This window comes from Ralstonia sp. 110700041-2, from assembly GCF_056280165.1.
The window spans coordinates 188,329-200,579 of sequence record NZ_JBSFAI010000004.1 but is presented as its reverse complement, the minus strand read 5'-3'; the positions used below and the strand labels follow the sequence as shown (position 1 = coordinate 200,579).

Here is a 12,251-nt window from a genome sequence, read left to right as displayed (position 1 = left end):
GCAGCCAACAAAAAACGCAGCGCGGTGGCTGCGTTTCTTGCGATGCGGTGTGGCCGCGCTGGCTTACGGCAGTTGCTTGCCCGGCGGCAGCGCGGGCGAGGTGGTGGGCGACACGGTCACGCCCGGCGCGGCCGACGTGACCGGGGCCGGTGCCTGCGTGGCCGTCGGCGTACCCTGCGTGCGGGTTGGCGTGCCTTGCGACGCGTCGGGCGCGGTCGACGGGTTGGTCGACGTGGCATTGGCGTCCAGGCGCTTGCGCTCGTCTTCGGTCACGTAGTCGAACACCTTCACGACCTTGTTGACGCCGCTCACGGTGCGCACGGCTTCGGTGGCGCGGTTGCCTTCGGCCTCGGTCACCACGCCCAGCAGGAAGACGGTCTGCGCTTCGGTGGTCACCTTGATGGAGTTCCAGGGCAGGCCTTCCGTGCCGGCCAGCACGCTCTTCACCTTGGTGGTGATGTACGTGTCATTGGTGCGCGAGCCGAACGTGCTCGACTCCGGCGTCACCACGATCTCGTTGACGACCTCACGTGCGTTCTGCAGCTTCTGCGCGTATTGGCCGATCTCCTGCTTGGTCTGCTCAGTGCCGGCTTCGCCGGTCAGCAGGACCTTGCGGTTGTAGACCGTCACGTTCACGTGGGCGCGGCCGTCGTAGCGCGAGATCAGCGTGTTCTCGGCTTCCATCTGCAGGCCGCGGTCGATGGTCTGGGTGGCGGTTGGGCGCCGGTCGGTCGCAAGCGCCACGCCGCCGGCCACGGCGCCCGCAAACAGCGGGAAGCAGGCGGTCAACTGCGTTGCGGTCATGCCGGCCAGGGCGGCCAGCACGGCGGTGCGCGTGACCGTGCGACGGAAACGGGCAAACGTAGGCGACGAGAGTTTCATGCTGTCCTTGAATGAAGTGCGGAAGAAAGAAGAGCGGGGTTCATGCGTCAACACCAAAGGCATCGCGCATCCATTCGATACGCGCGCCATCGATGGCGATGACGTCAAAACGGCAGGCCGGCACATCTTCAACCTGCCGCGCGAGAAAATCTTCAGCCGCGGCAATCAGGCGACGCTGCTTGGCGGGCGTGACACTTGCGGCCGCCCCGCCGAAGCGCTGCGTGGAGCGCGCCACGCGGGCACGCACTTCAACGAACACCAGCGCGCCGGCGGCATCGCGCATCACCAGATCGATCTCGCCGCCCTTGCAGCGATAATTGCGGCTGACCACGGCCAACCCGCGTGCCTGCAAGTAGCGCAGCGCGCGGTCTTCACCGGCTTCACCGGTGGCGGCTGTGATGGGCTGCGGCGCATGCATTCGCGGTTTGAATCAAGTAACAGAGAGAAGTTCTCGTGAGTGATCCTGACTGGACCCTGCTGGCGCACGACCAGCACTATCCCGCCGGCGCATTATATGTGGTGGCTACCCCCATCGGGAACGCTGCCGACGTGTCGCTGCGGGCGCGTTACGTGCTGGGCATCGTCGACGCGGTGGCCTGCGAAGACACGCGCAATACCGGGCAACTGCTCCATCGGCTGGGGCTGTCGCGGCCGATGCTCGCGGCGCACGAACACAACGAGCGCGAGGCCGCGGCGCGCATCGTCGCGCGGCTGGCGCAGGGCGAGCGCATCGCCTATGTGTCGGATGCGGGCACGCCGGGCGTATCGGACCCGGGCTCGCGCATTGTCGAGGCGGTGCGCGCTGCAGGCCAGCGCGTGATTCCGCTACCGGGCGCGAGCGCGGTGGTGACGGCGCTTTCCGCCGCCGGGGAATTGCTCGACACGTCCGGCGGGCAGTTCACCTTCGTCGGCTTCCTGCCGCCCAAGGCCGGGCAGCGCGAAGCGGCCATCCGCCAATGGGCCACGCACGGGCCGGCATGGGTTCTGTACGAGGCGCCGCATCGCATCGAGGCCACGCTCGCCGCGTTGGCAGAACACCTGCCCGCCCGACGCATCCTGATCGGCCGCGAGTTGACCAAGCTGTTCGAGCAGATCGTCGTGCTGCCCGCTGCGGATGGGCCCGCATGGCTTGCCGCCGATGCCTCGCACGGCAAGGGTGAATTCGTGCTGGTCGTGGAAGGCGCAGGCGCGCAGGACGCGGCACCGACCGCCATGGCGGCGGATCAGGTCTTGCGTCTGCTATTGGTCGAGCTGCCCGCCAAGCGCGCAGCCAAGCTGGCCGGAGCGATTACGGGCGCGTCGGTAGACACGCTGTATCAGAGCGCGCTGGCGTTGAAAAACGAAGGGAAGGACTGAGGCAGGACGGTGGCCGAATCAGCGGCTCAGCGGTGCTTGGCGCGGCGCTTCATCGCCTTCTTCTTCGCCGGTGCGGGTTCATCACCACCCACATCGGCATCGCCGTCGTTGCTGGCGACATCGGTCTGCGTCAGCTCAGGGCGCAGCGCTTCAACTTCCGCCCGTGACAGTCGGCGGATTTCCACCTGCGTCGAGCCGCGCTTGACGAAGTCCAGCCGCTTGGCCGCGGCATACGACATGTCGAGGATGCGCTTGCCATAGTAGGGGCCGCGATCGGTCACCTTGGCCACGACCACGCGGTCATTGGCGAGATTGCGCACCAGCACCCAGCTCTGCAGCGGCAGCGACGGATGCGCCACCGTGAATGCATGCATATCGAAGCGCTCGCCGCTGGCGGTGCGGCGGCCGTGGAAGCCGCGGCCGTACCAAGACGCCAGGCCGCGCTGTTCGAAGGTGCCGAGGTCAGCGCGCAGGCCGGGGCTCGTATCGGTGTTCTCGTCGAGCTTGAGGCTGCTCGAATCCGGCACGCCACGGAACGACAGCGTGCCCCAGGCATCGGGGTTGTCGCGCGGGTCGGCCAGCTTCAATGCAGGCGCAGCGGGTTTGCTGGCCTGAAGACCGGATTGCCTGCCCGCGGGCGGTTCGCTAGGAACTGCGGCACAGCCCGCCAGCACCAGCAGCGCGGTGCCATGCGTCAGCCAGGCACGCAGGGTGCGGCCGGCCGGAAGGCTGGAAATCGGACGGGTCAACTTGAGCATGGCCGCGAGTCTAACATGCATGCTTCGATCGTTTATTTACATTTCCTATTAAAACGATCACATCATGCTGTCATCTCGCACCAATTTTGTAATATTTTCTTTCCGATGTAACGGCGCACCCCGCAAGCCCAGTGCTGGCGCGGGCTCGGCCCGATACAATCGGGTTATCCCTGCCACGTGCAAATGCGCACATAAGATCACATGAAAGTCGTTGTCGTCCCCGTTACGCCGTTTGAACAGAACTGCACGCTGCTGATTGGTGACGATGGCACTGCCGCCGTCACCGACCCGGGCGGCGATATCGAGCGCATCCTGGCTGCCGCCAAGCAACACGGCGCGCGCATCGAAAAAATCCTGCTCACGCATGGCCACGTCGACCACTGCGCCGCCGCCGACGCCCTGCGCACGCAGCTCGGCGTGCCGATCGAAGGGCCGCAGAAGGATGAAGCGTTCTGGATCGATCAGCTGCCAGCGCAGAGCCAGCGCTTTGGCTTTCCGCCCGCCAAGGCGTTCGTGCCCGACCGCTGGCTGGAAGACGGCGACACCGTGGAAGCCGCAGGCCGCACACTGCAGGTGTTCCACTGTCCTGGCCACACACCCGGCCACGTGGTGTTCTTCAGCGCGCAAGACCGCGTTGCCATCGTCGGCGACGTGCTGTTCGCGGGGTCGATCGGCCGCACCGATTTTCCGCGTGGCAACCATGCGGACCTGATCAACGCGATCCGTACCAAGCTGTGGCCACTCGGCGACGACGTCACCTTTGTGCCGGGCCATGGGCCGGTCTCGACCTTTGGCGAGGAGCGCGCCAGCAACCCGTACGTTGCTGACCGCCTGTTTGCCAACGAGGGCTCAGCATGAGCGGGACCACCAACGACAGCGCCAAGGACAGCGCCAACGAGAGCGACGACCCCTTCGCCGACAGCGCGCCCGCTGCGCCGGCCGACAAGCCCCGCCGCAAGCGGGGCAACCAGCTGCCCGACACGCGGCCCGAAATCTACGTCAGCACAGACATCGAGGCCGACGGCCCCATCCCCGGACCGCATTCGATGCTGAGCTTTGCCAGCGCGGCGTACCTGGCCGACAAGACGCTCGTCGGCACGTTTGAAGCGAACCTTGAAACGCTGCCGGGCGCAGAAGGCCACCCGATCCAGATGCAATGGTGGAAAACGCAGCCCGAGGCATGGGCCGCGTGCCGCACGAACCTCGAAGCGCCCGAGGTGGCCCTGCCGCGTTACGTGGAATGGATCGAGAGTTTGCCCGGCAAGCCCGTGTTCGTGGCGTTTCCGGCGGGCTTCGATTTCACGTACATGTTCTGGTACATGATGCGATTTGCAGGGCGCTCGCCGTTTGGCTGGGCGGCGCTCGACATCAAGACGCTAGCTTTTGCGCTCACTGGCATGCCGTATCGGCGCAACGTCAAAGCGGCCTTCCCCGAGCACTGGCACGACCCGCTGCCGCACACGCATATCGCGCTGGATGACGCAAAAGAGCAAGGCGCGCTCTTCTGCAACATGCTCGCCGAACTGCGCAAGCGCGAAGGCGAGCGCGCCGCCGCACAAGTGTCCCAGCAATCTGCTCAGGATTGAGCGCCGGACACGTCACGCATTTCGCGAAGACCCGCGCGCGGTTTGCCTCTTGCCCGCGTGATTCGCGCACCATGCCGCAACGCAACTTGCGGGGTCGCAAACCCCCGTCTACGCTGGGTTTGTGCGAGGCGACCAGACGACTGCGCCACCCGGCGCCGACAAGCAAAGCCACTCGCATACGCCATTTGCTTGCCGTATCGTCTTCGGGCCGCACGTGCCCCCGACGCCGGTGCGTGCCGGCGTCGGCTATCAGCCAACAACGGGAGGTACCGCGGTGCGATTTTCCCGTGACGCGTTTGACACGCAACACTTGCGAGCGATGACGGAGCGCTTGCATTGGCATCGCAAATCCTCTGCGAAGGCGGTTCCGTTGAGCATGCGTGCGCAGCATCTGCATCACACGCACAGCAACGCGCACCACGACGCAGAAGTCATGAAAGTCGCCATGGTCTCGACCGCGGCGGCGCTGGCAGTGGTGCTTGCCGCCCTGCTGGCAGTAGGTTTCGGGTCAGAAATGGCTCGATGGATGGGCCTGGAATAAACCGGTGCCCTTGCGCGTCTTGACGGACGCAGCCCCGGCCCTCGCGCAAAGCGAGATACGGCCACCCCTGAACGGCCTGTCCGATGGAAATCGGCAGGCCGTTCAACTTTGTGGGGCGCGGTGAATTACTTCAGGAATACGTCGAGCGCTTCGGGCGTGCGACCGATGGTGGCGCGGCCGTTGCGAACGAGCACTGGGCGCTGCAGCAGCTTCGGATGTGCTGCGATGGCCTTGAGCAGCGCGTCATCGGATGCATCGGCCAGATTGAGTTGCGCGTATTCGTCTTCGTTTTCGCGGATCAGGCTGCGCAGCGGTGTGTCGAGTTGCGCTGCGAGCTTTTTGAGGTCGGCCAGCGTGGGCGGCGTGGCCAGGTATTCGATGACCTCGAGTTGTTCGCCGTTTTTTGCGGCGAAGGATTGGGCTTGTTCGAGGGCGGTGCGGGATTTGGAGCAGCGGGGGTTGTGGTAGATCTGCATGGGCTCTGGTTTTGGCTTGATGGAACGTGCAGCAATCTTAAGGGCTGGCGTGTGGTTGCTGGTTTCGTGGTTGGTTGTGAGGGGGTTCGTGATTTTTGAGCTTGTTGGTGCACCCCTGTTTCGTTCCCTGCCGGGACCGAAAGGGGGATGGACCGCCAAGTCCCAAAAAAAAACCCAAAAGCAAAAGGGCCGACCAAAGCCGACCCCGCAAAACAATGCCATCAAGCGATATCAATCATCCGCCCAACAACTCCCCCACAGCGCACCCCACCACCACAGTCGCGCCCCGCAGATCATTCAACCGCAGGTTCTCATCCGTGTTGTGCCCACGCGCTTCCATCAACGTGCGCGGCCCCGCGCCATACAGGACCGTCGGCACGCCATGCGCCGTGTAATGCCGCGCATCGGTATACAGCGGCACGCCGTGCACCGGCACATCGCCACCAAACACCGCCAGCGCATTCCGTCGCAGCGCGCCAATCAGCGCGTCCACGCCCGGCAGTTCGGCAAGCGGCTCTGCCAAGAGAATGCGTTCGACTGAAACCTCGATCCCCGGCCGTTCTGCCGCCGCGCGCTCGATCACGGCGCGCAGTTCGCCTTCTGCATCGCGCCCGGCTTCTTCAGGAATCATCCGGCGGTCAACGCGGAACGTCACCAGATCGGGCACCACGTTGGTGTTGATGCCGCCCTGGATCAAACCGACGTTGAGCGTTACGTGGTCGATGCCCGGCACGGCGGATTTGCGCGTTGCGAGTTCTGCGCGATAGGCATACACGGCTTGCAGGATATGCGTGGCTGCCTCGATGGCGTCGATGCCCGTATGCGGCATGGCAGCGTGCGCCTGCTTGCCGCGCACCGTCACCTGCACGTGCAGGCAGCCGTTGTGCGCCGAAGTGATGCCATAGGCAAAGCCGGCGGAGATGGCGTAATCGGGCTTGCTTAAGCCCTGATCCAGCAGCCACTTCGGGCCGATATCGCCGCCGGTTTCTTCGTCGTAGGTGAAATGGAGTTCGACGGTGCCATTGAGCTTCGCGCCGCGCTTTTCCGCGTCGATCAGCGCAAGCAGCGCCCACGTGTACGTGGCGAAGTCCGACTTGGACACCGCCACGCCGCGGCCGAACATGGTGGGGCCGTGTTCGGTCTCGACGGTCTCGCCGCCGTACGGATCGTGCGTCCAGCCAAGGCCGGGCGGGACGACATCGCCGTGTGCGTTCATGGCAACCGTGGGGCCGCCGCTACCGAAGGTGTGCCGCACGATCAGGTTGGTGGCGCTGACCATGCCGGCGGCACGTACCTGCGCCTGCGGCACGGCATGCGCCTCGACCGTCAGGCCCAGCGCCTCCAGCAGCGCCTTGGCGCGCACGGCATGCGGAGCGCAATCGCCGGACGGGTTGTCCGACGGCACCTTCACCAGCTCGCGCAGGAATTCAATCTGCTGCGCGTGCGCGGCCTCGACAAACGCGCGGATATCCGCATCGATGCCGGGGGTAGCAAGTTGGGCCTGGGTCATGTCGATGTCTCGCTGATTGCGGGGGACGGAGATTGAAAGTGACTGAGCCCCCGTTGTGCGGGGGCTCAGGATCGGCACCGATGATGCGATGCTTACAGCGCGCCCTGCATGGCCTCGGCGGTCAACCACACCGATTCGGCCAGGTCTTGCTCGTCGCAGTTGTGGCCTTCGCCACCACGGTCGACGACGATGAAATCGCTCACCTCGCCCAGGGCCAGCAGCGGGTGATGCCACACGCCGCGCGCATAGTTCACGCCTTGCCAGCCACGCGAGACGAACGCGCGCAACTTGGACGGATCCAGCTCGCCGGCCGGCGCCACAACCACCAGATACGGCTTGTCGTTCTGCGGGATGAAGGCCTGGCTGCCACGCGGGTGGCGCTCCAGCATCTTGATCTCGAACGGCAGCGTACGCGGCTGGCCACGGAACAGGCTGATCAGCGCGCGGCCGCCCTCGCCCACATCGACGTTGGCGAGGTCGTGAAAGCGGATGGTCGTGCCCTGGTTGATGGGGAATTGCTTGGCCCCTTCCAGCTCGATCACATCGCCGAACGGCGCGAAGGCTTCGCGCGTGAGCGGCTCGATGGTCAGCGCAATGCGTGCGGCGGTTTCTTGGCTCATTCGATCACCCCCCACAGGCGCAGACGCGACACACCACCGTCCGGGAACATGTTGAAGCGCACGTGCGTGACGATGCCCAGGTCGGCGATTTCCGCCTCGTAGTAGTGCTGCAGATCCATCTGCAGCTTCTGCTCGGGCAGCAGCGTTTGCCAGAACATCGCCTGCGTCTTCAGCGAGCTGTCGGTGCCGCCCACCACGCGGGCGGCCTGGATGGAAACGCGGTCAGCGAAGTTGCCCTTGAAGTGGGCGGTGTCGACTTCGATCTTGCGGATGCGGCCCGGGTTGGCCAGGGCGATCACGCACCAGTCGTTGCCCGGTTCGCGGCGGCGGCGCGTTTCCCAGCCATCGCCCATGTTCACGCCACGGCCCGGCATCAGCATGCGGGAAGCCGGCCCAAAATGTTCGTTGTTCGCTTCGACCACGTAGGCGCCGTTTTCCATGGCGGCCAGGTCGAACAGCTTGGTGCGGTCCGCGCCCTTCCAGTCGACCTGCGGCTGGCCGTAGACGCGCAGGCGCGCGATGCCGCCATCCGGGAAGATGTTCACGCGCAGGTGCGTGAAGGCTTGCGTGCTGGCCACGGCCACGTAGGCGTGACTGTTGCCTTGCAGCGTGGTCGACGGAACGATTTCAGTCCACTGTGTGGCATCGGTCGGCTCGCCATCCGGCAGATAGGCAGCTTCGATGGAAGCGGCCGGCGGAAAGTTGCCTGTGAAGTGGCTGGTGTCGATGTCCACACCCTTCACGACGCCCGGGCGGGCCAGGCGGACGATGCAGTGGTCATAGCCACCATTGCGGCGGCGACGCGTTTCCCAGCCATCCATCCACTTGCCGTGGTCGTCGTACTTGCCGGGAATGAACACCGCCGGCTCGGGATTGAGCATGCGGTCTTTCGGTGCGAAGAATTCGTCGGTCGCGAACGTGGCCTCGGCGCCAAGGCGGGGGTCCGCCAGGTTCGGATATCGGCGCGTGAAATCCGGCGCGTTCGGATCGAGCGTAGGCATCGCCATGTGGAACTCCTTGGTGTTTGTCTCTGGATGTTATACGGCCAGCCCATCGAACAAAAACGGCGAGTCAGGACACTCGAAACTGTGGCGATGGGAACGCCGGAAGTGCAGCGTAAACGGCGGAAGCACAAGGCTTCGCGGGACTGCATGGGTCGATCCTAGCATGTGAATTCAAAAATTGCATACAAAAATTGGATCGCCTATGATGCCGTCAACGCTCGACAATTCGTCGCAACAATTCGTTGCAATCCAGTGAGCGAAACAAAGCCGTGACGACAATCGCAGCAAACCGAACTAGACGATTGGGCGCGGCTTGAGACACCCGTAATCCAAAGGAGGATTCACCATGCAACGCTTTACGCGCCCGTTGTTCGGGCAGGTTTTGATTGCCCTGGCGGTGGGCATCGCGCTGGGCATCTGGGCGCCCGAATTTGCGCAGAAGCTGCAGCCGCTCGGTGATGGTTTTCTGAAGCTGATCAAGATGCTGATCGCGCCGATCGTCTTCTCCGTCGTGGTGGTGGGGATCTGCGGCGCCGGCGAGCTGAAGAAGGTCGGGCGCGTGGGCGGCAAGGCCGTCATCTACTTCGAGATCGTCACGACGATCGCGCTGGCGCTGGGCATTGCGCTGGCCTATCTGTTCGGGCCGGGCCACGGCATGAATGTGGATCCTAAGACGCTCGATCCGGCGGCCATGGCGTCATACATGACCACCGCCAAGCAGGTGGAATCGACCGGCGTTGCAGCGTTCTTCCTCAAGCTGATTCCCGATACGTTCGTCAGCGGCTTTGTGAAGGGCGACATCCTGCAGGTGCTGCTGGTGTCGATCCTGTTCGGCTGCTCCCTCTCGCTGCTAGGAGAGCGGACCAAGCCGCTGGTCAACCTGATCGATCAGCTCTCGCATGTGCTGTTCCGCATGATGGCCGTGATCATCCGCCTGGCGCCGCTGGGCGTGCTGGGCGCGGTGGCCTTTACCGTCGGCAAGTACGGCGCAGGTTCGCTCAAGCAACTGGGCTTCCTGGTGCTGCTGTTCTATGCAGCCGTGGCGATCTTCGTGGTGGTGGTGCTCGGCACGATCCTGCGCCTGGCGGGCTTCAACATCTTCAAGCTGATCCGCTTCCTACGCGCGGAACTGCTGGTGGTGCTGGGCACGGCGTCGTCCGACGCAGTGCTGCCGTCCATCATGAACAAGCTGGAAAAGATGGGCATCAAACGCTCGGTGGTCGGCCTTGTCATCCCGACGGGCTACTCGTTCAACCTCGATGCGTTTTCGATCTATCTGACGCTGGCCGCCGTGTTCATTGCACAGGCGACCAATACGCCGCTGGCGCTGCAGGATCTGCTGCTGATCCTGGGCGTGGCGCTCGTCACCTCCAAGGGCGCGCACGGCATTCCGGGTTCGGCCATCGTGATTCTGGCGGCCACGCTGTCGGTCATTCCGGCCATTCCGGCGATCGGCCTGGTGCTGGTGCTCTCCGTCGACTGGTTCATCGGCATTGCCCGTGCGCTGGGCAACCTGATCGGCAACTGCGTCGCAACGGTCGTCATCGCGGCGTGGGAGAAAGACATCGACCGCGTACGCGCCAATGCGGTGCTCGACGGCAAGATCGACATCACCGAAGAAGGCGAAGCGATTCCGCACGGCCTTGGCGTTGCGGCACCTGCAGCCCATACGCTGCCGCATGCCTGAAGCGGCGCTGTTGTCGGACGGCGGTAAAATCGGCGCCATGACTGAAACCACCGCCGCCGACATCTCCTCCGAAGGCATTGCCGATGACATCGCCCAGGCGATCGTCGCGCATCGGCTGCCGCCGGGCACCAAGCTGCGCGAAGAGGCGCTGGCGCGGGTCTACCACGTCAGCCGCACGAAGATTCGCGCAGCGCTGCTAATGCTGGCCAAGGACAAGCTCATCCGCATGGAGCCCGATCGGGGCGCCTTCGTGGCCAAACCCGACGAGACCGAGGCGCGCGAGGTCTTTGCGGTGCGCCGCGTGCTGGAGGTTGCGCTGGTGCGCGAGTTCATCGCCAAAGCGACGCCCGCCGATTACAAGCGGCTGGAAAAGCACCTGGCCGAAGAGCACAAGGTGGCGGCCAGCGGCGACCTGTCGGACGTCCCGCGCCGCAATCGCCTGATGGCCGACTTTCACCTCCTGATGGCCGACGTGGTCGGGAACAGCGTGCTCAAGGAAATGCTGTACGAGCTTTCCGCCCGCAGCTCGGTGATCACGATGATGTATCAGTCGACGTACGACGCCGTGCGTTCATCGGAGGAGCACACAGCTCTCCTGGACGCCGCTAAGCGCGGTGACGTGGAAGGCGCTATCGCTCTGATGGAAGAGCACATGGCGCACACCGAGGCGTCACTCAAGTTCGAATCGCCGGGCGGCCGTGCGACAGATCTCGTAGCCGCCCTCCTCGCCTGACCGCGCGTGCCGACGTATACGCTGCGCGCGCCGGTTTCTGCCGAGCTGGAAATCAAGAAGAGCCGCTTTATCGGGTTGGCCGTGCCGGTCGAAGACCGAGCCGCCGCCATGGACGTCATTGCACGCCTGCGCGCCGAACACCCCGCTGCCACGCACGTCTGCTGGGCGCTCCTGGCGGGCGGCCAGTCGGGCATGTCCGATGACGGGGAACCCTCCGGCACGGCGGGCCGCCCCATCCTCGAAGTGCTGCGCCATCACGACCTGGATGGCACGCTGGGCGCCGTGGTGCGTTACTTCGGCGGCGTCAAGCTCGGCGCGGGCGGCCTCGTGCGCGCCTACACGGACGCCATCGCCACCGCGCTCATGCACGCCGAACGCGTGGAGCGCATCGCCAGCACCACGCTGACCCTCGCCACCGATTACGCCGATGAGGCGCGCATCCGCCGCTGGATTGACGATGGCGGCTACACGCTCGTCGATGCTGCGTACGATGCGGGCGTCACGCTGACGGTGCGGTTGCCGGTGACGGACGAGGCGGCTGCGCGCGTCGCGTTGCGGGATTTGACGCAGGGGCGTGTGGCAATTACCTAGCGTTTATCGCGCGGGAGCGAGCGGAGCGGCGGGCGTGGAGCCCGTGCAACACGGGCTCTGGCAGTCCGGTTGGAAAACGACGTAGGCGGCTGTCGGCATTTTGGGGGCGACACCCTCGCGTTCCGCGGCACGTAGATGCGTATCGGCTTCCGACGACTCGACTTTGTCGCCCTCGATTCCGACAGCGTCCAGCACGGCCTGGATGCTCCTGAGGCGCAGCACTGCCAGCTCTGGGTCGGGAGCAGGCTCGGACGCCTCTTGCAAGCGCACCCGGTACTTGCCGCCGCTGCGAAAACCTTCTTTGAGCTGCGAATCCCATTCCGCCAGTTTCAGGATTTCGGTGGTCGGCAGTGCAGAGTCGCTGGGCGAGAACACCAGCGGGTGCTCAAGCCCGGTCAGATCGCACGCCAGGGCGGAGGTGCTGAGCATGAGAGCGCCGACAACTGCAGTTCTGTGTAGCATCTTCAGTCTCCGGCATTGAGCGCGCCACCCGCGATGCGTCTGATG

At 64.9% G+C, this 12,251-nt stretch carries 15 protein-coding genes; 7 read left to right on the top strand and 8 right to left on the bottom strand.

Going from position 1 to position 12,251, the window contains the following annotated elements:
- Positions 1-63: 63 nt before the first annotated feature.
- Complete coding sequence (locus ACUXH0_RS07690) at positions 64-882, bottom strand: BON domain-containing protein (protein ID WP_004628720.1); 819 nt, start codon at positions 880-882, stop codon at positions 64-66.
- A 40-nt stretch (positions 883-922) separates the two neighbouring features.
- Positions 923-1,300, bottom strand: a complete 378-nt coding sequence (locus tag ACUXH0_RS07685) for a YraN family protein (RefSeq protein WP_004628719.1) — start codon at positions 1,298-1,300, stop codon at positions 923-925.
- Between the two features lie 35 nt (positions 1,301-1,335).
- Here ACUXH0_RS07685 and rsmI point away from each other — a divergent pair, with 35 nt between their 5' ends.
- Entirely contained in the window at positions 1,336-2,238 is a 903-nt protein-coding gene (gene rsmI / locus ACUXH0_RS07680) for a 16S rRNA (cytidine(1402)-2'-O)-methyltransferase (protein WP_004628718.1), read from the top strand.
- 26 nt (positions 2,239-2,264) lie between these two features.
- On the opposite strand, the gene ACUXH0_RS07675 is transcribed toward rsmI, so the two are convergent.
- Positions 2,265-2,996: a septal ring lytic transglycosylase RlpA family protein gene (locus ACUXH0_RS07675; RefSeq protein WP_024542308.1), complete on the bottom strand. Its 732-nt coding sequence runs from the start codon at positions 2,994-2,996 to the stop codon at positions 2,265-2,267.
- A gap of 201 nt (positions 2,997-3,197) precedes the next feature.
- Here ACUXH0_RS07675 and ACUXH0_RS07670 point away from each other — a divergent pair, with 201 nt between their 5' ends.
- From ACUXH0_RS07670 to ACUXH0_RS07660, 3 genes are all read left to right on the top strand, one after another.
- Complete coding sequence (locus ACUXH0_RS07670; protein WP_004628716.1) at positions 3,198-3,854, top strand: MBL fold metallo-hydrolase; 657 nt, start codon at positions 3,198-3,200, stop codon at positions 3,852-3,854.
- Positions 3,851-4,582 carry a PolC-type DNA polymerase III domain-containing protein gene (locus ACUXH0_RS07665; protein ID WP_004628715.1) on the top strand — a complete coding sequence of 244 codons (732 nt, stop codon included), beginning with the start codon at positions 3,851-3,853 and terminating at the stop codon, positions 4,580-4,582. The genes ACUXH0_RS07670 and ACUXH0_RS07665 overlap by 4 nt, the downstream gene beginning before the upstream one ends.
- A 274-nt stretch (positions 4,583-4,856) precedes the next feature.
- Positions 4,857-5,123 carry a hypothetical protein gene (locus ACUXH0_RS07660; protein WP_004628714.1) on the top strand — a complete coding sequence of 89 codons (267 nt, stop codon included), beginning with the start codon at positions 4,857-4,859 and terminating at the stop codon, positions 5,121-5,123.
- 125 nt (positions 5,124-5,248) lie between these two features.
- Here the strand turns inward: ACUXH0_RS07660 and ACUXH0_RS07655 are convergent, their stop codons facing one another.
- The 4 genes from ACUXH0_RS07655 to alc form a co-directional block, all read right to left on the bottom strand.
- Positions 5,249-5,599: an arsenate reductase family protein gene (locus ACUXH0_RS07655; RefSeq protein WP_012436698.1), complete on the bottom strand. Its 351-nt coding sequence runs from the start codon at positions 5,597-5,599 to the stop codon at positions 5,249-5,251.
- A 235-nt stretch (positions 5,600-5,834) separates the two neighbouring features.
- On the bottom strand, positions 5,835-7,109 hold the full coding sequence (locus tag ACUXH0_RS07650; RefSeq protein WP_012436699.1) for a M20/M25/M40 family metallo-hydrolase: 1,275 nt from the start codon (positions 7,107-7,109) through the stop codon (positions 5,835-5,837).
- A 92-nt stretch (positions 7,110-7,201) separates the two neighbouring features.
- On the bottom strand, positions 7,202-7,729 hold the full coding sequence (locus ACUXH0_RS07645) for an ureidoglycolate lyase (RefSeq protein WP_012436700.1): 528 nt from the start codon (positions 7,727-7,729) through the stop codon (positions 7,202-7,204).
- Entirely contained in the window at positions 7,726-8,736 is a 1,011-nt protein-coding gene (gene alc / locus ACUXH0_RS07640) for an allantoicase (protein WP_012436701.1), read from the bottom strand. The genes ACUXH0_RS07645 and alc overlap by 4 nt, the downstream gene beginning before the upstream one ends.
- Before the next feature lie 343 nt (positions 8,737-9,079).
- Here alc and ACUXH0_RS07635 point away from each other — a divergent pair, with 343 nt between their 5' ends.
- From ACUXH0_RS07635 to ACUXH0_RS07625, 3 genes are read left to right on the top strand one after another with little or no spacing between them, the layout of a single operon-like run.
- Positions 9,080-10,420, top strand: coding sequence for a C4-dicarboxylate transporter DctA (locus ACUXH0_RS07635; protein WP_012436702.1), 1,341 nt, complete (start codon positions 9,080-9,082; stop codon positions 10,418-10,420).
- Between the two features lie 37 nt (positions 10,421-10,457).
- Entirely contained in the window at positions 10,458-11,153 is a 696-nt protein-coding gene (locus ACUXH0_RS07630) for a GntR family transcriptional regulator (protein WP_024542307.1), read from the top strand.
- Between the two features lie 6 nt (positions 11,154-11,159).
- On the top strand, positions 11,160-11,744 hold the full coding sequence (locus ACUXH0_RS07625; RefSeq protein WP_012436703.1) for an IMPACT family protein: 585 nt from the start codon (positions 11,160-11,162) through the stop codon (positions 11,742-11,744).
- 3 nt (positions 11,745-11,747) lie between these two features.
- Here the strand turns inward: ACUXH0_RS07625 and ACUXH0_RS07620 are convergent, their stop codons facing one another.
- A complete protein-coding gene (locus tag ACUXH0_RS07620) occupies positions 11,748-12,173 on the bottom strand; it encodes a hypothetical protein (RefSeq protein WP_249262908.1) in 426 nt (141 codons plus the stop codon).
- Between the last annotated feature and the right edge of the window lie 78 nt (positions 12,174-12,251).